Here is a 19969-nt window from a genome sequence, read left to right as displayed (position 1 = left end):
GGGCCGTCTCACGCTCCCGCGGCCGTCCAGAGCGGAGCATAGCCCGCTTTGAGCGCCGCGACCGTCGAGGGCGGGGTCAGCACGACGACCTCCGTCACGCCGTCGAAGGCGGCCGCCGGGCCGTAGCCTTCAAAACTCCACGGCAGGAGCGCGCCGTCGCGCAGGGCGTACGCCCGGCCGTCGATGGCGACGACGGCGCCGTCGGGCAACGCGGCGAGCGGCGCGCGCCAGAGCCGCTGCGCCCGCCCGTCGAGCCGTTCGCGGTGCAGGACCTCGTCCATCGCGTCGGCGCCGCGCGGGCGCCCGGGAAAGGCGGCGAGGAAGGCCTCGGCCGCCGACCTGCGGCACTCGAAGCAGGGACGGTGGCCGGCCGCGAGCGCCGTCGGCTCGTCGAGGAAGAAGAGTTCGGTATAGCCCTCGCCCCAGACTTTTCGCCGCCGGCCGCGGAATTCGCAGACGCAGACGATCCAGCGCCGCGAAGTCCAGCGGCGGGCGCCGAGCCGCCGCTCGCCGTCATGCAGCCGCCCGCCGCGATTGCCCATCAACGCGCCGCGGTCCGCGACCGCGTGGAATTCGCCGAAGGGGTCGACGCGGTTCTGAAGCGGTCGGAGCGGCGGCTTGCCCACGGGGTCCATGGCGGTTCCCTCGCTCGGCGGCGCGTCCTTCCAGGGCGGGCTCGCGGAGCGCCGTCCTTGCGAGCCGAATCCCGAGGCGGGGGCCGGGATCCTCGACCGAAAGGCGCCGTGGCGGCGTGGATTGCTTCGCCTACGGCTCGCCATGACGGTTTTGGCGGCGAGCGCCCGACTGCCCGCCGACCTGCCGCCGACTGCACCGCCGCCTATTGCGCCGGCGGCAACGGCGTCGCGGTCACCGGCGCGGGGGCCGCAACGAGGGCGCGCGAGGCGGCCGCCGTCGGGCGCGGCGACGGCCGCGGCGCGGTCGACACCAGCGCCGCCGGCGCCGCCGGCGCGGCGCTCGCCACCTCCTCGCCGCCCACCGTGTCCATGCCGTAGACGTCGTCGCGGAAATTCGCCGCCCCGTCGCCGTTCGACCAGCCGGTGAGATAGACCCAGATCACCGGCACCGAGTGGGCGAGGTGGATTTCGTAGGGCGAGGCCTGCTTCACCTTGTCCTGCATCGCCGCCTTGTCCCATTGGCCCGCGGGTCCGCCCGGCGTCCCTTCGAGCAGCCACTGGGCGTAGTCGTAGACGCCCTGGACGCGCACGCAGCCGTGGCTCAGGAAGCGGTAGTCGGCGCCGAACAGCCGCTTCGACGGCGTGTCGTGCATGTAGACGGCGAGCTTGTTGGGCATGTTGATGCGGATCGAGCCGAGCGAGTTGCCGGCGCCGGAATCCTGCCTGAGCGTGTAGTTGACCGCGCGCTCGCTGTTCCAGTTGATCGTCTTCGGGTTGATCTCCTGCCCCGAGCCGTCGAGGATGCGGATCTTGGCGCGCGACAGGTAGCCGGGATCCCGCTGCATGTGCGGGATGATTTCCTTCTTGATGATCGAGGTCGGCACGGTCCAGGTCGGGTTGAGATTGACGGACTGGATGTGCGCCGAGATTTCCGGCGACGGGTGGTCGGGACCGCCGACGATCGCGACATAGCGATGCGCGACCTTGCCGTTCTCGACCGCTTCGACCGCCGTCGAGGGCAGGTTGACCACGACGTAGCGCGGACCGAACTCGAAATTCGCCCCGGCGAGCCGGTCGGCCGAGGAGGCGAGCTCCCGGAACCGCACCTTCGCCGACACATTCATGTCCTTCAGCGTCGCGCCGGCGACGACGCCGGTCTGCTTCAGGCCCATGCGCGCCTGGAAGCGTTTCACGGCCTCGGTCAGCGCCGGGTCGAAACTCTGGCCGCTGGCGTGGGCCGCGTCGAGGTCGCCCTCGATCGCCAGCCGCTTGCGCAGCTTCGCCACCTGCGGCCCCTTGTCGCCGGGATGCAGCGCGACGACGTCGGTCGGCCAGCCGCCGGCGTCGACGATCGCGCCATAGCGTTCGGACGCCTTGGCGGTGGCGAAGAAGGTGTTGGGCTGCAGCGTCGGGTCGGGGTCGGTCGACAGCGCGGTTTCGAGCGGCGGGGGCGGCGGGGCGACCTTTTTCGGCTTCGGCGGAGCGGCGGCTGCGGTCGCAGGCGCGCCGGGGGCAGGGCTGGCGGCGGGCGTCGCGCCCGTCGTGGCGGCGGCCGGATTTTCAGGCGTCGGCGTCGTCTGCGCCGGCGTGACCGGAGTCGCGGTCGCGGCCGGAGTCGATGCGCCGGAAGCGGGCGTCGAAGCGGGGGCCGCGCTCTGCGCGGTCCCAGCGGGTTGGGGCGCGGCGACGGCCGGAGCGGCCTTGGCCGCGGCCGGGGTCTCGGCCAGCGCCGCACTCGTCAACAGCGGCGCGCAAGCCACGCCGGCCAGCAAAACACGAAGTCTCATCGATCCGAACTCTGCGCGCGTCCCGCACGCCCCTTCGTCGAGGCGCCGCCGCCGCCTCGACATTACCTGTCGAATGGTTAACTAATTTCACACAAAGGCGAGTTTTGGGCGGCGGAGTCAACAGACATCACTTTGTCAACAGCGGGCGGCGCCAGCCACGCCGACGGGCAAATCCCGCCTCAGCCCGCGATCACGATGTGCAGCCGCCGCGGCCCGTGCGCGCCCAAGAGCAGCGTTTGCTCGATGTCGGCCGAGCGCGACGGTCCGGTGATGAAATTGAGCGCGCGCGGCGCGCCGCCCTTGCCGTAGACGGCGCGCAGCCGGGCGAAGGCGGCTTCGTAGTCGGCGACCACGTCCTCCCTGCGCACCACGACGATGGCGTTGTCCGGCAAAAAATTGAGAGTGGTCGGATTGTCGGCCCCGGAAACGAGCGCCAGCGTGCCCGTTTCGGCGATCCCGACCAGCGCCATCGAGACGGCGTTGAGGTCGCGGCCGTCCGACGGGCCGATCGACACGTCGAGCGCCGTCGCCGGCCACGGCAGCGCGGCGAGGCGCGGATCCGTCCCCATCCGCACCGTCGCCGGGCAATTGGCCTCGCGCAGAAAGCGCGCGACCTCCGCCGGGACGTCGTTCAGCGCCGCCGCCTCGGCGACGGTCGCCTGCGCCCGTTCGGCTTCCGCCCTGAAGGTCGCCACGCGGGCCGGAAGATCGCCCTGCCCGCGCTGCGGCACGATTCCCGCCGGCGCCTCGGCGAGCCGCCGCTCGACCTCGAACCGGCGCGGCGCCTCGCCGCCGGTGACGCCGAGCGAGCGCCGGATGCCGGCGAGAACGGTTTCGCGCGCGCTCACTTCCCCGCTCCGCCCGTCTTTCACTTCACCGCTCCGCTTTTGGCGCGCCACCGGCTCTGGAAGGTCGAACCCTCCGGCGCGGCGAGATCGCGGTATCGCGTCCACCCGCCGGCGAACGGCAGCGAGGCGAACCGGCCCTTGCGCCGCCCGAGGAGGCGCAGACTTCTGGCCACGAGGCCGGCAGCGACGCGGTAGAGGGCCGGCCTTGCAGCGAAAAAGGCCCAAAGCCCAAGCCCGTAGCGCGCCGCCGCCGGCGAAAGCGCCCGCTCGAACTCGCGCTCGCGCCAGTGCCGCATCATCTTGGGCAGGGGAATCCGCACCGGGCAGACTTCCTCGCAGCGTCCGCAGAAGGTGGAGGCGTTGGGCAATTGCCCGCCCTCGGCGACGCCGATCAGCGACGGCGTCAGCACCGCCCCCATCGGCCCCGGATAGACCCAGCCGTAGGCGTGTCCTCCGACCGCCTGATAGACCGGGCAGTGGTTCATGCAGGCGCCGCAGCGGATGCAGCGCAGCATGTCCTGGAACTCGCCGCCGAGCATCGCCGAGCGGCCGTTGTCGAGGATGACGACATGATAGGCGGAAGGGCCGTCGGGATCGCCGGGGCGGCGGGGGCCGGTGGAAAAGGTGGTGTAGACCGAGGCGTCCTGGCCGGTGGCGGAGCGGGCGAGCACGCGCAGAAGCTGCGCCGCGTCCTCGAGCGTCGGCACGATCTTCTCGATCGAGGCGATCACGATGTGGGCTCTGGGCAGGGTCTGGGTCAGGTCGCCGTTGCCCTCGTTGGTGACGATCACCGACCCGCCGGTTTCGGCGATCAGGAAATTCGCGCCGGTGATGCCGACGTCGGCTGCGAGGAATTTCTCCCTGAGCACGGCGCGCGCCTCGGCCAGCAGCTGTTCGGGCTTCGACAGATCGCGCTCCGGCGGAAGGTTGGTGTGCCGGGCGCGAAAGTCGTGCTCGAAGTCGCGCTTGGTGAGATGAATCGCCGGCGCGATGATGTGCGACGGCGTTTCGTGGCGAAGCTGGATGATGTACTCGCCGAGATCCGTCTCGACCGCTTCGATCCCCGCCGCCTCGATCGCGGCGTTGAGCCCGATCTCCTCCGAGATCATCGACTTGCCCTTGGTGACGCTTTTGGCGCCGAGACTGCGGCAGAGGTCGACGACGATTCGGCGCGCGGCTTCGGCGTCCTCGGCGTAATGCACGCAGCCGCCGCTCTCCACCACCTTGCGCTCGTAGGCCTCGAGATAGAGATCGAGATGCGCGAGCGTGTGATCCTTGATCGCGCTGGCGCTGTCGCGCAGGCGGTCGAACTCGGGCAGCCGCGCGGCGGCCAGGGCGCGCCGCCCGGCGAAATTGCGCGCGAACACCATCGCGCCCTGAAGGCGGGCGTCGTTCAGCGCTTCGTGGGCGTTCTCCTGGAAGCGGGCCGAAGTCGGGACGACGGTCATGAACGCTCCTTGTTCGGCTCGCCGATCGCCGGACCGTCGGCCATGCCGGCCAGCACCTCGGCGACGTGCCGCGCCCGGACCGCGGAGCCGGCGCGCTGCAGCTTGCCGGCGATGTTGAGAAGGCAGCCGAGGTCGCCGGCGAGCACCGTTCCGGCCGCGCTCGCGCGGATGTCGTCCGCCTTGTGCGACACGATGGTGTTGGAAAGCTCGCCGTATTTCGCCGCGAACAGGCCGCCGAAGCCGCAGCAGGTCTCCGGCTCGGCGAGTTCGGCGAGGGTCAGGCCCTCGACGCTGGCGAGCAGCCGGCGCGGCTGCGCCTTGACGCCGAGCTCGCGCAGGCCCGAGCAGCCGTCGTGATAGGCGACGGTCCCGTCGAAACGCGCCGTCACCCGCTCGACGCCGAGCACGTCGGTGAGGAAGCTCACCAGTTCGTGCGTCTTGGCGGCGAAGCGCTCGGCCTTCGCCGCCATCTCCGGCTCGCCGGCGAACAGCTCGGGATAGTGGCGGATCAGCATGCCGCCGCAGGAGCCGCTCGGCGTGACGACGGCGTCGCAAGCCTCGAACGCCTCGATCGTCCGGCGCGCCAGCGCCTTCGCCGCGGCCCGGTCGCCCGCGTTGAAGGCCGGCTGCCCGCAGCAGGTCTGCGCCGGGACCACGACCCTGCAGCCGGCGTCCTCCAGCAGCTTGACCGCGGCGAAGCCGACGGTCGGACGCATGACGTCGATGAGGCAGGTGACGAACAGCCCGACACGCGGCGGATGTGAGGAAGCCTCGGAAGCGATGGCGTTCATTGTGACCGAATGTCCTCCTCGCGGGCGGGCGTGGGAGCGCCCTTGTCGCTTTCAAAACGGCCTCATAAGGTCGCACGATGGCCACCGACATCGCAACCCGTGTCTACAATCACACGTTCCGGATCGATCCCGCGATCCGCACGCTGCTCGACACGGACTTCTACAAGCTGCTGATGCTCCAGATGATCTGGAAAATGCACCGCGAACGCCAGGTGACCTTCCAGCTGATCAACCGGACGACGTCGGTTCGGCTCGCCGAGATCGTCGACGAGCGCGAGCTGATCGATCAGCTCGACCACGCCCGCACCCTGAGATTCGCCAAGAACGAGCTGATCTGGCTCGCCGGCAACACTTTCTACGGCACCCGGCAGATATTCGAGCCCGGCTTCATGGAATGGCTCGCCCAGTTCCGCCTGCCCGACTACGAGCTGACCCAGCGCGACGGCCAGTACGAGCTGACGTTCTCGGGGCCGTGGACCGGGACCACGATGTGGGAAATCCCGGCGCTCGCCATCATCAACGAATTGCGCGCCCGCGCGGCGGTGCGCACCATGAGCCGGTTCGACCTCGACGTGCTCTACGCCCGCGCCAAGGCGAAGCTGTGGTCGAAGGTCGAGCGGCTGCGCCGGCTGGCCGAGGAGGGTCCGCTGAAAGTGTCGGACTTCGGCACCCGCCGCCGGCACGGGTTCCTATGGCAGCGCTGGTGCGTGGAGGCCCTGCAGGAGGGGCTCGGCGACAATTTCATCGGCACTTCGAACGTCAAGCACGCCATGGACACCGGCCTCGAGGCGGTGGGCACCAACGCCCACGAGCTGCCGATGGTCTACGCCGCCCTCGCCCGCGACGACGCCGAACTGCGCCAGGCGCCCTATGCGGTGCTGCGCGACTGGGCGACCATGTACGGCGGCAACCTGCTCGTCGTCCTGCCGGACTGTTTCGGCACCACCGCCTTCTTGCGCGACGCCCCCGACTGGGTCGCCGACTGGAAAGGCGCCCGCCCCGATTCCAAACCGGCGCTCGAGGCGTCGCGCGAGCTGATCGCCTGGTGGAAGGCGCGCGGCCGCGATCCACAGGAGAAGCTGGTCGTGCTCTCGGACGCGATGGACGTCGAGTCGATCGAGGAGGCCGCGCGGGCGCTGCGCGGCCAGGTGAAGCTGTCGTTCGGCTGGGGCACGCACCTGACCAACGACTTCGTCGGCTGCGCGCCGGCGGGGGCCGACGGCCAGCTCAAAGCGATCTCGCTCGTCTGCAAGGTGGTCGAGGCCGACGGCCGGCCGGCGGTCAAGCTGTCGGACAATCCCGACAAGGCGCTCGGTGCGCTGGACGTCGTCGAGCGCTATCGGCGCGTCTTCGGCGCCAACGGGATGGCCAGGCATCCGGTCGAGGTGTGAGGCGGACATGGCGTTTCAGGGTTTCGGCCGGGACGCGCTGCCGTTCTTCAGGGCGCTCGCGTTCCACCAGACGAAGGCCTGGTTCGAGGAGAACCGGGCGACATACGAAACCGCCGTCAGGGGCCCGATGGGCGACCTCGTCGAGGACGTCGCCGTGCTGCTGGCCGAGGCGAAGATCCCGATCCGGGGCGACCGCAAGACGTCGCTGTTCCGCATCCATCGCGACGCGCGCTTCTCGAAGATCAAGGACCCCTACAAGACCAACGGCGGCCTCGCCATGACCCGCACGGGGTCGAAGACCGATCCGGGCGTGCTCTATTTCCACTTGTCGCCGGAGGAGTGCTTTTTCGCCGCCGGGTTCTACCGGCTCGACCCGGCGCCGCTCGGCCGGCTGCGCGACGCCGCGGCGCGCGCGCCCGAGGCGTACAAGGCGATGATCGGAAAACTTGCGAAGGCGGGACTCGCGCTGTCGGACGAGGACGCGTTGAAACGCACCCCGCGCGGCTTCGAGACGGTGGACGATCCCGCCATCCTCGCCGCCGTGCGGCAGCGGCATTTCATCGTTGTGAGGCCAGTCTCGGAACCGGAAATCAGCGAGCCGGCGCTGGCCCCCTCGCTGGGCGCCTTCGCCCGCGACGCGCTGCCGCTGCTCGCATGGGGCTGGGACGCGCTGACCGATTCGCGCTAGGGTCGGCCCATGGCAAAGGTGATTCCCTCGATCGACGCGACCTGCCGCGCCTTCATCGGCCGCCAGCGCATCTTCTTCGCCGCCTCCGCCGCGCCCGGCGCGCGCGTCAACGTCTCGCCGCGCGGGACCGACCTGTTCGCCGTCCTCGACGACCGGACGGTCGCCTATCTCGACAAGACCGGCAGCGGCGCCGAGACGGCGGCGCATCTCAAGGCCGACGGGCGGCTGACCCTGATGTTCTGCGCCTTCGACGGCCCGCCGAACATCTTGCGCCTCTATGGCCGCGGCGAAATTCTCCGACGCGGCGCCGACGCCTATCGCGATGTGCTGGAAAGCGCCTTCGGCGGCGCGGAGCCGGCCGGCGCCCGCCAGATCGTCCGGCTCCACGTCGATCGGGTTCAGACCTCGTGCGGCTACGGCGCGCCGCTGTTCGACTATCGCGGCGAGCGGCCGTCGCTCGACAACTGGGCGCGCGCCAAGGGCGAGGACGGGCTCGCGGCCTATCGGCGCGAGAAGAACGCCGTCAGCATCGACGGCTTGCCGACGGGGCTCGGCGAACCCGGCTGACCGGCGTTTTCGGGTGGCGCCGGCGGAAGGATTGCGCGACGGTGGCGGCGAAGCCGAGGTCGCCCCCATGCTCGACATGCCGTCCGCACCCCCCGAAAGCGCCGACTACGCCATTGTCCGGCGCGCGATCGAATTCCTCTCGACCCGCTGGCGCGACCAGCCGTCGGTCGAAGAGGTCGCGGCCGAGGTCGGGCTGTCGCCGTCCCACTTCCAGCACGTGTTTCGGCGCTGGGCGGGGCTGACGCCCAAGGCGTTTCTGCAGGCGATCACCATCGAACGGGCGCGCGAGCTGTTGCGCAATTCGACCAGCGTGCTCGACGCGGCCTATGACGTCGGCCTGTCCGGGCCGAGCCGGCTGCACGACCTGTTCGTCGCGCACGAGGCGCTGACGCCGGGCGACTACCGCCGCGACGACCTCACGCTGCGCTACGGTTTCCACGACTCGCCGTTCGGCGAGGCGATCGTCGTCGCCGCGCCGCGCGGCATGGCCGGGCTGGGCTTCGTCGACGAGGGCGACCGCGCCTCGGCGCTCGCCGACATGCGCGCCCGCTGGCCGCGCGCGCAATTCGTCGAAGACGGCGAGGCGACCGCGCCCTACGCCGCGCGCGCCTTCGATTCCCGGCAGTGGCGGCCGGACGCGCCGCTGCGCATCGTGATGATCGGCTCGGACTTCGAGGTGCGGGTGTGGGAGACGCTGCTCTCGGTGCCGATGGGGTGCGCCACGACCTATTCCGACATAGCCGTCCGGCTCGGCAAGCCGACGGCGGCGCGCGCGGTCGGCGCGGCGGTCGGCAAGAATCCGATCTCGTTCGTCGTCCCCTGTCATCGCGTCCTCGGGCGCTCGGGCGCGCTGACCGGCTACCACTGGGGCCTGGCGCGCAAGCAGGCGATCATCGGCTGGGAGGCGGGCCGGGTGGCGCGCGCCGACGGGGCCGGGGCAGGGACCGCGTGACCCGCGCCGCGGCGGCGGGCGCGGCGTCGGTCGCGCTGGCCGCCGCTTGAAGGGGGTCGCGCGCCCTTCCCCCGCCTGCCGAATCGCCCCATATTTCCAGCCGCGCCGGCGATAACCCGGGCCGTACGCGGAAGTCCAAGGCGTCGCGGCTTGACCTAGCTAGAGCATCTCGGCGGCGCGGCTCCCCGCGCCGACGCTCCGCGAGCCCTTCTTGGAATGACCTTTGCTCGGGAATTGGGACCCGCGCTTTCGCCCCGCGTGCCTAGGTGCGCGTTCCCATCAGGACGGACGGGCCTCGCTCCTGTCGAAGCGACTGGCGCCGCGCGAGGAGCCGCGCCGACGGCTCCTGCGCCGGCGCGCCGATGTCTTCCTGCTCGGCGCGCGTCGAGTCCCAGCGCCGCCCCGTCAGAATTGATCGATTTCGTGCAGCGCGATCCGGATTTCCTGTGAGAATCGGTAGAGCGACAAGCTCAGCAACACGCTCGCGATCGCAAACAGCAGGGGCGCGCCAAAGGCGTGCTGAAGTCCGAGAAATGCGCTCGCGACCATCACCATGAGGAGGAATGTCGTCACGATGCCGGCGATGAGCGCCAGATAGGTCGCCTTGTGCAAAAGAAGCGCGCGCTGCTTCAAGTGCAGAATCTCGCTGTCGCGCTCCGTCGAGTCCTGGTCCGCCCCAATCCGTTTCAGGCTGCGCAAACGATCGATGGTGTCGCCCAGCCGCGACATCAACACCGAAATGAAAGCGGCGACGCCGGCCAGCAGGAAGGCCGGCGCCGATGCTTCCGCAAAGATGTGCGAAAGACCTTCCGGGCTCGGAATGAAGTTCATCGCCGTATCGCGCGATCGCTTTGGCTATTTGTCGAGCAGGCTCAGGCACGCGCCGGCCGCTTCCGCCGCGGGCCTGGCCTCCGCGCGGCCGAGATCGCCGGACATCACCATGCCGCGTGTGACGCTGGTGACGACGTCGCGGAGATTCGCTCCCGGCGAGAGTTGGGCCGCGGACGCGGCGTAGATCGCCGCCGAAGCCCGTCCCAGTTTGGCGGCGCAACCGTCGGCGGCCTTTTGATCGGCGAACGCGGCGGCGGGAAACAGGAATGGGATCGCCAGGAAACCGAGGAATTTCATCAATGGCCTTTGCGCCGCCGCGGCGGACCGGTTGGTCGCGCCCAGCGACGCCGAGCGCGAAATTCGGTGATCAGCCGCTTTCGCAGCCTCGTGCCAATGGCACGGCGCAGGCGACAAATCCAGAAACTTGATCGGCTGGGTTTTCCGGCGGTTCGCGCCCCTTGCGTCCGCGCTGTTTTAGACATAAACATATCTTTATGTCTCACGTCCGATCCCCGAGCGACGGCGCCGTCTCCTTCTCCTCCCTCCTCGCCGGGCTCGAGGCGGCGGGCGAGGAGACGCGCCTGCGCATTCTCTGCCTGCTGGACGAAGCAGAGCTGACGGTCAGCGAGCTCGTCGCCATTCTCGGCCAGTCGCAGCCGCGGGTGTCCCGCCACCTGAAACTCCTGACGGAAGCGGGGCTCGCGGTGCGCCAGCGCGAGGGCGCGTGGGCGTTCTTCCGCCTCGCCGAGGCCGGCGGCGAGTTCGCCCGCGACCTCGTTCGCCGGCTCGATCCCGCCGACCCGGTCCTCGCCGCCGACCGCGCCCGGCTCGACGTCGCCCGCGAGGCGCGCCGCAGGCAGGCCGCCGCCTATTTCGCCGAGCAGGCGGGCGACTGGGACCGCATCCGCGCCCTGCACGCTTCCGAAGAGCGGGTGGAGGCGGCGCTGATCGACCTGATCGGCGACCGGCCGTTCCGCACCCTGCTCGATCTCGGGACCGGCACGGGCCGGATGCTGGAGCTGCTTGCGCCGCGCGCGGCGCGCGCCGTCGGCGTCGACCAGAGCGCCGCAATGCTGGCGCTGGCGCGCAGCCGCATGGAGCAAACGGGCCTGCGCAACGTGCAGCTGCGCCAGGGCGACGTCTACGCGCCGCCGGTCGAACGCAACGGCTACGATCTCATCGTCGTCCACCAGGTGCTGCACTTCCTCGACGATCCGGCGCGGGCGCTGAAGGAAGCCGCGCGCGCGCTCGGGCCCTCCGGCCGGCTGGTCGTCGTCGACTTCGACGCCCACACCCAGGAATTCCTGCGCGCCGATTTCGCCCATCGCCGGCTCGGCTTCCCGCTCGCCGAGATCGAGGGTTTTTTGACCGAGGCCGGACTCGTCGCGGTCCGGTCGAACCGCGTCCCGCCGGCCCCGGGCGATTCCGGCAAGCTGACGGTCGCGTTGTGGCTGGCCGAGGACCCGCGGGTCATCTCGGACGGATTTCAGAGAGCCGACACGGAGTTCGCCTGATGCCTGTAAAGCCCGTCCCTCTCAGCCGGTCGCGCGCGCCCGTGCGCGTCTCGTTCGAGTTCTTTCCGCCGAAGACGCCGGAGATGGAGGCGAATTTGTGGGAGGCGGCGCGACGGCTCGAGCCGCTCGACCCGCATTTCGTCTCGGTCACCTACGGCGCCGGCGGCACCACGCGCGAGCGCACCCACGCCACCGTCGCCCGTCTCGCGCGTGAGACGACGATGAAGCCCGCCGCCCACCTCACCTGCGTCGGCGCCTCGAAGGCCGAGATCCGCGACGTGCTCGCGGCTTACCACGCCGCCGGCGTGCGCCACATCGTGGCGCTGCGCGGCGACCCGCCGACCGGCATCGACGCGCCCTACGAGGCGCCCCCCGACGGGTTCCAGACGACGGAAGAACTCGTCGCCGAGGCCCGTCGCGTCGGCGACTTCGAGGTCTCGGTCGGGACCTATCCGGAAAAGCATCCCCAGAGCCCCACGCTTCTGCACGACATCGAACTGCTGAAGCGCAAGATCGACGCCGGGGCGACGCGGGCGATCACCAACCTGATCTTCGACAATTCAGCTTATTTCCGCTTCCTCGACGTCGCAGCCGCCGCCGGGATCTCGATCCCGATCGTGCCGGGGATCTTTCCGGTGCAGAACTTCAAGCAGACGGCGAACTTCGCCCGCCGCTCGGGAGCGAGCGTGCCACAATGGCTCGCCGACCGGTTCGAGGGCCTCGAGGACGACCCGGCGACCCGCCGGCTGGTCGCCGCCGCGGTCTGCGCCGAGCAGGTGCTCGATCTCGTCGACCACGGCGTCGGCGAGCTGCACTTCTACACCATGAACCGCGCCGACCTCGTGTTCGCGATCTGCCATCTGATCGGGCTGAAGCCCGGGCCGAAGGTCGAAGCAGCGGCGGCGTGAGGGACGCGGGCGCCGGCCCCGCCAGCCCTTCGGAGTGCGCGGGCGCAATCGGCGATCCGATCGCATTTCCCGGTCGTAGAAGGCCGGTGCAAGGGAATGACCGCATGCATGTCCTGGTGGTCGGCGCGAGCAAGGGAATCGGACTGGAGGCCGTATCGGTGGCGCTGAGGGCGGGCCATCGGGTGCGGGCGTTCGCGCGCTCGGCCGACGCCATCGCGCTCACCCACGCCAATCTGGAGAAGCGGCGCGGCAACGCGCTCGACCCGGCCGACGTCGAGGGCGCGCTCGACGGGATCGATGCGGTGATCGAGACGCTCGGCGTGCCGGTTCGCGACCTGATGGCGCCGGTCACCCTGTTTTCCGAGGCCACCCGCGTGCTCGTGCCGGCGATGGAGCGGCAGGGGGTGAAGCGGCTGATCGCCGTGACCGGCTTCGGCGCCGGCGACAGCCGCGTCGCGATCAACTGGCTGCAGATGGCGCCGTTCCGGCTGTTTCTCGGGCGCGCCTACGACGACAAGGGCGTCCAGGAACGCATCATCAAGGAGAGCGGGCTCGACTGGACAATCGTCCGGCCGGGCGTTCTCGTGCCCGGTCCGCCCTCCGGCCGCTGCAAGGCGCTGACCGAGCCCTCGCAGTGGCGCAACGGCCTCGTCTCGCGCGCCGACGTGGCCGATTTCGTCGTCAAGCAGGTGACGTCGACGCAATACCTGCGCAAGGCCCCGGTCCTGGTGTCGCGGTAGCGCGACTCCTGGGGCCGTTCCCCAACGCGCGAGCGAACGTTTGACTGCGGCTCCGGGAAGCCCTATCTAGCCAGTCTAGACAGTGGAGGCGCTCGATGGACTGGGCTTTGCAGGACGCCAAGAATCGATTTAGCGAACTGGTCCAGCGCGCCGGGCGCGAAGGGCCCCAGACCGTGACCGTTCGCGGCAAACGCGCCGCCGTCGTGATGTCCGCCGACGACTACGACACCCTCGTCAGCCAGCGTCCGTCGCTGGTCGACCACCTTCTGTCCGGCACGCCGTGGGACGACGAATTTGCCGCGACTGTCGACTCCCGCTCGAAAGCGCCGAGCCGGGAAGTGGATATCTAGATGTATCTCGTCGACACCAACGTCATCTCGGAAGCCCGACGCGGAACCCCTCAAGTCATGGCGTGGCTGCGCTCCGTCAAATCCGATTCGATCTATCTCAGTACCCTGACGCTCGGCGAGATCATGCGCGGCGTGGTGATGAAGCGGCGGTCGAACCCGCACGGCGTGGCCCGTCTCGAGGAATGGCTTCGCCGCCTGAGGTCGGACTATGCGGACCGCATCCTGCCGGTCACGGACGCGGTCGCCCTCGAATGGGGCCGCATCGCCGCTTCGAGGTCTCGCGGCGAGATCGATGGCCTGATCGCAGCGACCGCAGTCGTGCACGACCTGATCGTCGTGACCCGCAACGTCGCCGATTTCGACGACGCCGGCGTCCGGGTGATCAATCCCTGGAACGCGGTGACCTGAGTTGCGGGCGGCGCCCTCCCGACGGGACGCGCTCGCCCTGGAGCGAGATGAAATCAGGTCGAACCAACCCCGTCATTGCGAGGAGCGCAGCGTTCTGTGCAGGGATTGCTTCGCTTCGCTCGCAATGACGGAGGACATGAACCTCAATTCAGCATGCCCTAGTCGATCAGCCGGTAGGCCGGCAGGGTCAAGAACTCCTCGAAGGTGGGCGCGAGCGACATGTCGGAAAACAGCTCGATCGCCTCCGGGAAACGGCCGCCCTCGTAGGCCGCGGCGCCGACCTCGCCCTTCACCCGCTCCATCTCGCCTTCGAGCGCGGCGCGGAACATGTCCGGCGCGACCTCGCGGCCGTCGGCGAGTTTCGCCTTCAGGTTGATCCACTGCCACACCTGAGCGCGCGAGATTTCGGCGGTCGCGGCGTCTTCCATCAAATTGTAGATCGGCACCGCGCCGCGGCCGCGCAGCCACGCCTCGATATATTGCACGCCGACGCGGATGTTTTCGCGCAGGCCCGTCTCGGTCCGCTCGCCGCGGTGCATCTCGACCAGGTCGCTCGCCGTCACGTCGACGTCGTCGCGGGTCACCGACAGCTGGTTGGGTCCCGGCATCAGCCGGTCGAACACCTCCATGGCGATCGGCACGAGGTCGGGATGGGCGACCCAGGTGCCGTCGTGGCCGTTCGACGCCTCGCGCTCCTTGTCGGCGCGCACCTTGGCGAAGGCGGCGTCGTTGGCGTGCGCGTCGCCCTTGACCGGGATCTGCGCCGCCATGCCGCCCATGGCGAAGGCGCCGCGGCGGTGGCAGGTCTTGATCAGCAGCAGCGAATAGGCGTTGAGAAAGGCCTGGCCCATGGTCATCACCGACCGGTCGGGCGTCAGGAACGCCGGATTCTTGCCGAGCCGCTTGATGAACGAGAATATGTAGTCCCAGCGGCCGCAATTGAGGCCGACGATATGGTCGCGCAGTTCGTACAGGATCTCGTCCATCTCGAACGCCGCCGGCAGCGTCTCGATCAGCACGGTCGCCTTGAACGAACCGTGCGGGACGCCGAGGGCGCTTTCCGCGTGCGAAAAGACCTCGTCCCACAGGCGCGCCTCGAGGTGGCTCTCCATCTTGGGCAGATAGAACGCGACCGTGGCGCCGCGAGCCATCTGGGCTTTGGCGTTGTGGAAGACGTAGAGGCCGAAGTCGAACAGCGAGCCGGACACCTCGCGGCCGTCGACCGTGACATGGCGCTCGGGCAGGTGCCAGCCGCGCGGCCGCACCATCAGCACGGCCGGGTCGGCCTTGACGGCATAGGCCTTGCCGGTCGCCGGATCGGTGAAGTCGATCCGCCCTTCCCAGCGGTCCTTGAGGTTGGCCTGACCCTCGATCATGTTGGCGAATGACGGCGACGTGGCGTCCTCGAAGTCCGCCATGAACACCTTCGCGCCGGAGTTCAGCGCGTTGACGATCATCTTGCGGTCGACCGGGCCAGTGATCTCGACCCGCCGGTCGAGCAGATCGGGCGGGACAGCTGCGACCGTCCAGTCGCCGTCGCGAACGCTCTTCGTCTCGGTCAGGAAGTGCGGCGTCTGACCGGCGTCGAACAGCTTCTGCCGCTCCATCCGGCGCGCCAGCAACTCGCGCCGACGCGAATCGAAACGGCGATGCAGGTCGGCGACGAATTCGAGCGCTGCGGGAGTGAGGATTTCGGCCTGCCGGGGACGCTCCCCGGCTTGGACCTGAATTCCTGCGGCCGGTTGGGCGGTCATGGAGCTCCTCCGATGGGGCGACGCGGTCTTTGGGCGCCTGTCCTAGACCGTTTCGCCGCCCTTGGGGAAGGGCCCCGACGCCTTCACGCCGCGCGATCGAGCCGCGGCGCCTCGTGATGGTCGCGCACCGCGTTCCGGCGCCGGGCGAGCAGGGCGGTCGGGTCCTGATCCAGCGGCAGCGCGCTGACGTCGAACACGTCCTGCCGGGTGAGGCCGATGTCGCGCAGCTCGTAGTCCGACATGCGCGCCAGATCGCTCATCGCCCGCCGGGCTGCGCTCACCCGCGCGGGCCATTCCAGCACCCGCCGAACGGCGCCGGCGGCCCGGGATACGGCGTGACGGGACAAACGAATCATGGTTTCCCTCCGTTAGGGACGAGTCTCGGCTGCGCGGCCCGAGGGCCACGGTCGGCGCGTTCTCTGAATTGCTGAACGCCACGATCACTACGCCTTGCCGATTGATCGGTCCAACGAATGTTTGTAAGAGATTTAATAGCAAACTCGAATGGATCAAGCCATGCTCGACGCCGATGCGCGTCGGTCTCTCGCTCGTTCCCCAAGGCGGCGGAGCGGGTCCACAAGACCCCGTCCGCGGCCTCGACGCCTATCCGCAAGCTCGCGGCGCAGCCGCTCGGCTGCGCCGCGTTCGTGAAACACGAGCGCGGGACGCGGACGCGGTTGGCCGCGAAGGCGAGCATTTCATCGATGCCGGCCGCCGCATCGTCGACACCGCAGGCCGGTGACGTCGTACATCTCTTGCCGGGTGAGGCCGATGTCGCGCAGTCGCTCGTCCGACATCTGCGCGAGTTCGCTCATCGCCCCCTGGGCTGCGCTCACCCGCGCCGGCCATTCGAGCGCCCGCCGAACGGCTTCGGCGACCCGGGATACGGCATGGCGGGACAGAAGAATCATGGTTTGCCTCCGTTGGGACGAGTCTCGGCTGCGCGGCCCGAGGGGCCACGGTCGGCAGGTTCTGCGGATTGCTGAACGACACGACGTCTACGCTTTGCCGATTGATCGGTCTAACGAATGTTACTAAGCTATGTAATAAGAAACTCGAATGGATCAGGCGCATGCTCGACACCGACCAGCTTCGGTCTTTCCTCGCCATCGTCGACACCGGCTCGTTCACCAAGGCGGCGGACCGAGTCCACAAGACCCAGTCGGCGGTCTCGATGCATGTCCGCCGGCTGGAGGAGCAGCTCGGCTGCGCCCTGTTCGTGAAACAGGGGCGCGGGACGCGGCTCACCGCGGAAGGCGAAAGCCTGATCGATTTCGCCCGCCGCATCGTTCACATCGAGGCCGGAGCGGTCGCCGCTTTGTCGCGCAAGGGCCTGCGCGGCGCGGTGCGGCTCGGCATCCCGGACGACTACGCCGAGACCTATCTCGCCGCGATCCTCGGCCGGTTCACCCGCAAACATCCGATGGTCGAAGTGTCGGTGGCCTGCGAGGGCTCGCCCGAGCTCGCCCAGCAGGTGTCGGTCGGCGCGCTCGAGCTGGCGCTGGTCACCGACCATCCGGGCCTGCACGGCTTCGAGCTGCTGCACGAGCAGCCGCTGGTGTGGGCGGCGTCCGAGCGCTTTCACGTCGACGCCGGAGCGCCGATCCCGCTCGCCCTCGGCGCCGTCTCGTGCCTGTGGCGGCGCGAGGCCGACGACGCGCTCGCCGAGGCGGAGCGCCAGACCCGCGGCCTGGTGTTCTCCAAGAATTTCTCCGCGATCGGCGCGGTGGTGCGCGCGGGACTCGCGGCGACGACCCTTCCGGAGTCGATGGTGGGCGAGGGCCTGCGCATGCTCGGCCCGGAGGAGGGTCTGCCGCCGCTGCCGCCGACCCGGATGGGACTGATTCACGCGGCGGGTCATCCGTCCGAGGAGACCAAGGCGCTCGCCAACGCGATCCGCGAGACCATCAGCCTCGCCATGCGCCGGGCGGCGTGAGGGCGACTCCCTCGCCCGCCTGCGCCCTTCGGCGACCCCTTCTTCCGCAGGCGGGAGAAGCGACATCGCTATGCTTACAGTTAACGGTTAAGCTTAACACGCTGTTAAGCGCCCCCGTGACAGGTTCGCCGCGATCTCTCGAGGGCGCGGATGGTCGTCGCCCATGTCTGACGAAGGGACGGCGATCATGGCCAATTGGACTCTCGCGCCCAATTGGCGAGCGCTCGTCCTCGCCGCGGCTCTCGGCCTGGCCTCCGGCGGGGCCGCGATCGCCGTCGATCTTCCCCCCGCGCCGACGCTGCCGCCGGCGGCGGGCGGCCCGGAGGCCGGGGACGAGTTCAGCGGCTGGTATCTGCGCGGAGACGTCGGCGCCGGCTTCGAGACGCCGCCCTCGCTCGCGAGCGCCGCGCCGGCCGGGATCGCGGCTCCCGGAGGACTCGTGTCGCCCTTCGCGACGTCCTCGTTCGGTCACGCCACGCTGTCGCCGTCGGCGTCTCTCGACGCCGGTCTCGGTTATGTCTTCAATTCCTGGCTGCGGACCGACGCGACGCTGGAGTACCGCTTCGGCGGCCGCTTTCAGTCGAGCTTCGCCATCGCAAGTCCGGGGCCGATCGCAGCCGATCGGCTGAGCGCGCGCGTCTCCTCGCTGGTCGCGCTCATCAACGGCTACGTCGACCTCGGCGCCTGGCAGGGCGTGCGGCCGTTCGTCGGCGCCGGCCTCGGCGTCGCCGACACCGCGCTCTCCGGCGTCTCCGATCAAGGGTTCGCGCGCACCCCCGCCGGGGCGTTCGTCCCCATCGGGGGTTTATTCTCCAACGCCGCGCGGACACATTTCGCCTGGGCGCTGACGGCGGGGTTCGACGTCGACATCGCCCCGAACCTGAAGCTGGAAGTGAGTTACCGCTATCTCAACCTGGGCTCGATCGCGCTGGGCGGGACGCACTGCTTCCCGGGCGCGCCCGCCTGCGTAGCGGGCGTCGCCGCGACGGCGCGCGGCGCGCTCGCTTCGAACGACATCCGCATCGGCCTCGTCTACCTGATCGGCGGGCTCGAGCCCGCCGCGCCGCTCGTCGCGCGGTATTGAGCGCCGGAAGCGGGCGCTGAAGGACGCCCGGCGCCGGCGAGGCGCGCGGCGGGCCGGCCGGGCTTGGTGATCACGACTTCTCCCCCGCCTCGCTTCGATCGTGTGGCGGGAGGGGGCGCGTTTTGGCCTCGAAAGCGGCGACGGTGATCATGGCGGTTTCGCCCAGAATGAAAACTGGATGAAATTGCAACCAGAATTTTCGACGAATTCAAGAGACGCCGACCCGGGCGAGACCCGGGGCGCCCGTTGCCAACGGAGTCGGCCGCTTGTAGCCATGACGCCCGAAGCGGCGGCCGCGCCGCCGCGCCAGCCCCTGAGTCTCCATGACCGATGCGACCGCGCCTCGGGCGGGATTTTTCCGCTCCGCCTGGGCGAACCCGATCCTGCTGCTCGTGCTGACCACCCTGATCTGGGCCGGCCACTCGATCGTCGGCCGTCTCGCGGTCGGGCAGATCGGGCCGATGACGCTGACCTGCCTGCGCTGGCTCATGGCGCTCGCGCCGATTCTCGTCGCCGCGCGCCCATCGCTGCGTCGCGACTGGCCGGCGCTGAAGACCAACTGGCTTTACATCCTGGCGATGGGCGCGCTCGGCTACACCGGCTTCAACGCGCTGTTCTATCTGGCCGCCCATCGCACCAGCGCGCTCAACCTGTCGATCCTCCAGGGCGGCATTCCGGCGTTTGTCCTTCTGGGCGCGCGGGCGTTCCTGGGCGTCCGTTTCACCGCGCTTCAGGCGCTCGGCGCCGCCGTCACCATGGCCGGCGTCGCGGCGATCGCCGCGCAGGGCGACGCGGCGCGGTTGCTGAAGCTCGCCTTCAACAGCGGCGACGCGATGATGCTGGTCGCGGTCTTTCTCTATGCCGGCTACACGGTGGGCTTGCGCGAGCGTCCGCCCGTTTCGGCGCTCAGCCTGCTCGCCGGCATGGCGGTCGCCGCCTTCCTCACCTCCGTGCCGCTGATGGTCTGGGAGATCGCCTCGGGCGGCTTCATCTGGCCGACCGCCGCGGGGCTGATGACGCTCGTCTATGTCGCGCTCGGGCCCGCGTTCGCGTCACAACTCTTCTTCATGCGCGGCGTCGAGTTGATCGGGCCGGGGCGAGCGGGCGTGTTCGTCAATCTCGTGCCGGTATTCGGCGCGATCATGGCGGTCGCCATCCTCGGCGAGCCGTTCGCAGCCTATCAAGTCGTGGCGCTGATCCTCGTCGTTGGCGGCATCGCCGTCGCGCAGAAGGGCGCCGGCAAGATTTCCCCCTCGCGTCGCTGAGGCGCGGCGGGTCGGCAATCAGGAGAATTCAATGGGACACTGAATCGAATTGAAGCCCGAGGGCGCAGGCGC

At 69.7% G+C, this 19969-nt stretch carries 22 protein-coding genes; 12 read left to right on the top strand and 10 right to left on the bottom strand.

Annotated elements, in window-relative coordinates:
• Positions 1-8 precede the first annotated feature (8 nt).
• The 5 genes from DFR50_RS06095 to DFR50_RS06075 all read right to left on the bottom strand — a co-directional run bounded on the left by DFR50_RS06095 (position 9) and on the right by DFR50_RS06075 (position 5509).
• Positions 9-635 (bottom strand): hypothetical protein, encoded by a 627-nt coding sequence (locus DFR50_RS06095; RefSeq protein ID WP_113888299.1) that lies wholly within the window; start codon positions 633-635, stop codon positions 9-11.
• A gap of 203 nt (positions 636-838) precedes the next feature.
• Complete coding sequence (locus DFR50_RS06090; protein WP_113888374.1) at positions 839-2422, bottom strand: L,D-transpeptidase family protein; 1584 nt, start codon at positions 2420-2422, stop codon at positions 839-841.
• Between the two features lie 179 nt (positions 2423-2601).
• Complete coding sequence (locus tag DFR50_RS06085) at positions 2602-3270, bottom strand: LutC/YkgG family protein (protein ID WP_113888298.1); 669 nt, start codon at positions 3268-3270, stop codon at positions 2602-2604.
• 20 nt (positions 3271-3290) lie between these two features.
• A complete protein-coding gene (locus DFR50_RS06080) occupies positions 3291-4718 on the bottom strand; it encodes a LutB/LldF family L-lactate oxidation iron-sulfur protein (protein ID WP_113888297.1) in 1428 nt (475 codons plus the stop codon).
• The gene (locus DFR50_RS06075; protein ID WP_113888296.1) at positions 4715-5509 is read right to left on the bottom strand and encodes a (Fe-S)-binding protein; all 795 of its coding nucleotides are present in this window, start codon (positions 5507-5509) and stop codon (positions 4715-4717) included. The genes DFR50_RS06080 and DFR50_RS06075 overlap by 4 nt, the downstream gene beginning before the upstream one ends.
• Before the next feature lie 77 nt (positions 5510-5586).
• Between DFR50_RS06075 and DFR50_RS06070 the strand changes: the two genes are divergently transcribed.
• The 4 genes from DFR50_RS06070 (at position 5587) to DFR50_RS06055 (ending at position 9107) form a co-directional block, all read left to right on the top strand.
• Positions 5587-6900, top strand: coding sequence for a nicotinate phosphoribosyltransferase (locus tag DFR50_RS06070; protein ID WP_113888295.1), 1314 nt, complete (start codon positions 5587-5589; stop codon positions 6898-6900).
• A gap of 7 nt (positions 6901-6907) precedes the next feature.
• Positions 6908-7588 carry a TIGR02453 family protein gene (locus DFR50_RS06065; RefSeq protein WP_113888294.1) on the top strand — a complete coding sequence of 227 codons (681 nt, stop codon included), beginning with the start codon at positions 6908-6910 and terminating at the stop codon, positions 7586-7588.
• Between the two features lie 9 nt (positions 7589-7597).
• Positions 7598-8155, top strand: a complete 558-nt coding sequence (locus DFR50_RS06060) for a pyridoxamine 5'-phosphate oxidase family protein (protein ID WP_113888293.1) — start codon at positions 7598-7600, stop codon at positions 8153-8155.
• A 67-nt stretch (positions 8156-8222) separates the two neighbouring features.
• Complete coding sequence (locus DFR50_RS06055; protein WP_113888373.1) at positions 8223-9107, top strand: bifunctional helix-turn-helix domain-containing protein/methylated-DNA--[protein]-cysteine S-methyltransferase; 885 nt, start codon at positions 8223-8225, stop codon at positions 9105-9107.
• A gap of 405 nt (positions 9108-9512) precedes the next feature.
• Here DFR50_RS06055 and DFR50_RS06050 read toward each other — a convergent pair whose 3' ends face one another.
• Positions 9513-9938 (bottom strand): DUF2721 domain-containing protein, encoded by a 426-nt coding sequence (locus DFR50_RS06050; protein ID WP_113888292.1) that lies wholly within the window; start codon positions 9936-9938, stop codon positions 9513-9515.
• 24 nt (positions 9939-9962) lie between these two features.
• Entirely contained in the window at positions 9963-10235 is a 273-nt protein-coding gene (locus DFR50_RS06045) for a hypothetical protein (protein WP_113888291.1), read from the bottom strand.
• 197 nt (positions 10236-10432) lie between these two features.
• Between DFR50_RS06045 and DFR50_RS06040 the strand changes: the two genes are divergently transcribed.
• The 5 genes from DFR50_RS06040 (at position 10433) to DFR50_RS06020 (ending at position 13858) form a co-directional block, all read left to right on the top strand.
• Positions 10433-11452 carry an ArsR/SmtB family transcription factor gene (locus DFR50_RS06040; RefSeq protein ID WP_113888290.1) on the top strand — a complete coding sequence of 340 codons (1020 nt, stop codon included), beginning with the start codon at positions 10433-10435 and terminating at the stop codon, positions 11450-11452.
• Positions 11452-12360 carry a methylenetetrahydrofolate reductase [NAD(P)H] gene (gene metF, locus DFR50_RS06035; protein WP_113888289.1) on the top strand — a complete coding sequence of 303 codons (909 nt, stop codon included), beginning with the start codon at positions 11452-11454 and terminating at the stop codon, positions 12358-12360. Before DFR50_RS06040 ends, metF begins: the two co-directional genes overlap by 1 nt.
• 104 nt (positions 12361-12464) lie before the next feature.
• The gene (locus tag DFR50_RS06030; RefSeq protein ID WP_113888288.1) at positions 12465-13100 is read left to right on the top strand and encodes an NAD(P)-dependent oxidoreductase; all 636 of its coding nucleotides are present in this window, start codon (positions 12465-12467) and stop codon (positions 13098-13100) included.
• A gap of 95 nt (positions 13101-13195) precedes the next feature.
• Positions 13196-13450: a type II toxin-antitoxin system Phd/YefM family antitoxin gene (locus DFR50_RS06025; RefSeq protein ID WP_113888287.1), complete on the top strand. Its 255-nt coding sequence runs from the start codon at positions 13196-13198 to the stop codon at positions 13448-13450.
• Complete coding sequence (locus DFR50_RS06020; protein WP_113888286.1) at positions 13451-13858, top strand: type II toxin-antitoxin system VapC family toxin; 408 nt, start codon at positions 13451-13453, stop codon at positions 13856-13858. It begins immediately after the preceding gene.
• Positions 13859-14016: 158 nt separating this feature from the next.
• On the opposite strand, the gene aceB is transcribed toward DFR50_RS06020, so the two are convergent.
• The 3 genes from aceB to DFR50_RS06005 form a co-directional block, all read right to left on the bottom strand.
• A complete protein-coding gene (gene aceB / locus DFR50_RS06015; RefSeq protein WP_113888285.1) occupies positions 14017-15612 on the bottom strand; it encodes a malate synthase A in 1596 nt (531 codons plus the stop codon).
• Between the two features lie 83 nt (positions 15613-15695).
• A complete protein-coding gene (locus tag DFR50_RS06010) occupies positions 15696-15968 on the bottom strand; it encodes a YjiS-like domain-containing protein (RefSeq protein ID WP_113888284.1) in 273 nt (90 codons plus the stop codon).
• A 342-nt stretch (positions 15969-16310) separates the two neighbouring features.
• On the bottom strand, positions 16311-16523 hold the full coding sequence (locus tag DFR50_RS06005; protein WP_113888283.1) for a YjiS-like domain-containing protein: 213 nt from the start codon (positions 16521-16523) through the stop codon (positions 16311-16313).
• A gap of 161 nt (positions 16524-16684) precedes the next feature.
• Between DFR50_RS06005 and DFR50_RS06000 the strand changes: the two genes are divergently transcribed.
• From DFR50_RS06000 to DFR50_RS05990, 3 genes are all read left to right on the top strand, one after another.
• Positions 16685-17548 (top strand): LysR family transcriptional regulator, encoded by an 864-nt coding sequence (locus tag DFR50_RS06000; RefSeq protein WP_245427364.1) that lies wholly within the window; start codon positions 16685-16687, stop codon positions 17546-17548.
• Positions 17549-17735: 187 nt separating this feature from the next.
• Positions 17736-18632 carry an outer membrane protein gene (locus tag DFR50_RS05995; RefSeq protein ID WP_170153071.1) on the top strand — a complete coding sequence of 299 codons (897 nt, stop codon included), beginning with the start codon at positions 17736-17738 and terminating at the stop codon, positions 18630-18632.
• A 323-nt stretch (positions 18633-18955) separates the two neighbouring features.
• Positions 18956-19897, top strand: coding sequence for a DMT family transporter (locus DFR50_RS05990; protein WP_113888281.1), 942 nt, complete (start codon positions 18956-18958; stop codon positions 19895-19897).
• Positions 19898-19969 lie beyond the last annotated feature (72 nt).

The sequence above is a fragment of the Roseiarcus fermentans genome, from assembly GCF_003315135.1.
GTDB lineage: Bacteria > Pseudomonadota > Alphaproteobacteria > Rhizobiales > Beijerinckiaceae > Roseiarcus > Roseiarcus fermentans.
This window is presented reverse-complemented; position numbering and strand designations above follow the sequence as displayed.

What these genes read in the sequence shown, in the direction of transcription:
- DFR50_RS06025 (WP_113888287.1), top strand. Translation starts at nt 13,196, where the DNA reads ATGGACTGGGCTTTGCAGGACGCCAAGAATCGATTTAGCGAACTGGTC.
- DFR50_RS06010 (WP_113888284.1), bottom strand. Translation starts at nt 15,968, where the DNA reads ATGATTCGTTTGTCCCGTCACGCCGTATCCCGGGCCGCCGGCGCCGTT.
- DFR50_RS06075 (WP_113888296.1), bottom strand. Translation starts at nt 5,509, where the DNA reads ATGAACGCCATCGCTTCCGAGGCTTCCTCACATCCGCCGCGTGTCGGG.
- DFR50_RS05990 (WP_113888281.1), top strand. Translation starts at nt 18,956, where the DNA reads ATGACCGATGCGACCGCGCCTCGGGCGGGATTTTTCCGCTCCGCCTGG.
- DFR50_RS06005 (WP_113888283.1), bottom strand. Translation starts at nt 16,523, where the DNA reads ATGATTCTTCTGTCCCGCCATGCCGTATCCCGGGTCGCCGAAGCCGTT.
- DFR50_RS06055 (WP_113888373.1), top strand. Translation starts at nt 8,223, where the DNA reads ATGCTCGACATGCCGTCCGCACCCCCCGAAAGCGCCGACTACGCCATT.
- DFR50_RS06020 (WP_113888286.1), top strand. Translation starts at nt 13,451, where the DNA reads ATGTATCTCGTCGACACCAACGTCATCTCGGAAGCCCGACGCGGAACC.
- DFR50_RS05995 (WP_170153071.1), top strand. Translation starts at nt 17,736, where the DNA reads ATGGCCAATTGGACTCTCGCGCCCAATTGGCGAGCGCTCGTCCTCGCC.
- DFR50_RS06065 (WP_113888294.1), top strand. Translation starts at nt 6,908, where the DNA reads ATGGCGTTTCAGGGTTTCGGCCGGGACGCGCTGCCGTTCTTCAGGGCG.
- DFR50_RS06050 (WP_113888292.1), bottom strand. Translation starts at nt 9,938, where the DNA reads ATGAACTTCATTCCGAGCCCGGAAGGTCTTTCGCACATCTTTGCGGAA.
- DFR50_RS06080 (WP_113888297.1), bottom strand. Translation starts at nt 4,718, where the DNA reads ATGACCGTCGTCCCGACTTCGGCCCGCTTCCAGGAGAACGCCCACGAA.
- DFR50_RS06045 (WP_113888291.1), bottom strand. Translation starts at nt 10,235, where the DNA reads ATGAAATTCCTCGGTTTCCTGGCGATCCCATTCCTGTTTCCCGCCGCC.
- DFR50_RS06040 (WP_113888290.1), top strand. Translation starts at nt 10,433, where the DNA reads ATGTCTCACGTCCGATCCCCGAGCGACGGCGCCGTCTCCTTCTCCTCC.
- metF (WP_113888289.1), top strand. Translation starts at nt 11,452, where the DNA reads ATGCCTGTAAAGCCCGTCCCTCTCAGCCGGTCGCGCGCGCCCGTGCGC.
- DFR50_RS06060 (WP_113888293.1), top strand. Translation starts at nt 7,598, where the DNA reads ATGGCAAAGGTGATTCCCTCGATCGACGCGACCTGCCGCGCCTTCATC.
- DFR50_RS06030 (WP_113888288.1), top strand. Translation starts at nt 12,465, where the DNA reads ATGCATGTCCTGGTGGTCGGCGCGAGCAAGGGAATCGGACTGGAGGCC.
- DFR50_RS06070 (WP_113888295.1), top strand. Translation starts at nt 5,587, where the DNA reads ATGGCCACCGACATCGCAACCCGTGTCTACAATCACACGTTCCGGATC.
- DFR50_RS06095 (WP_113888299.1), bottom strand. Translation starts at nt 635, where the DNA reads ATGGACCCCGTGGGCAAGCCGCCGCTCCGACCGCTTCAGAACCGCGTC.
- DFR50_RS06090 (WP_113888374.1), bottom strand. Translation starts at nt 2,422, where the DNA reads ATGAGACTTCGTGTTTTGCTGGCCGGCGTGGCTTGCGCGCCGCTGTTG.
- aceB (WP_113888285.1), bottom strand. Translation starts at nt 15,612, where the DNA reads ATGACCGCCCAACCGGCCGCAGGAATTCAGGTCCAAGCCGGGGAGCGT.
- DFR50_RS06000 (WP_245427364.1), top strand. Translation starts at nt 16,685, where the DNA reads ATGCTCGACACCGACCAGCTTCGGTCTTTCCTCGCCATCGTCGACACC.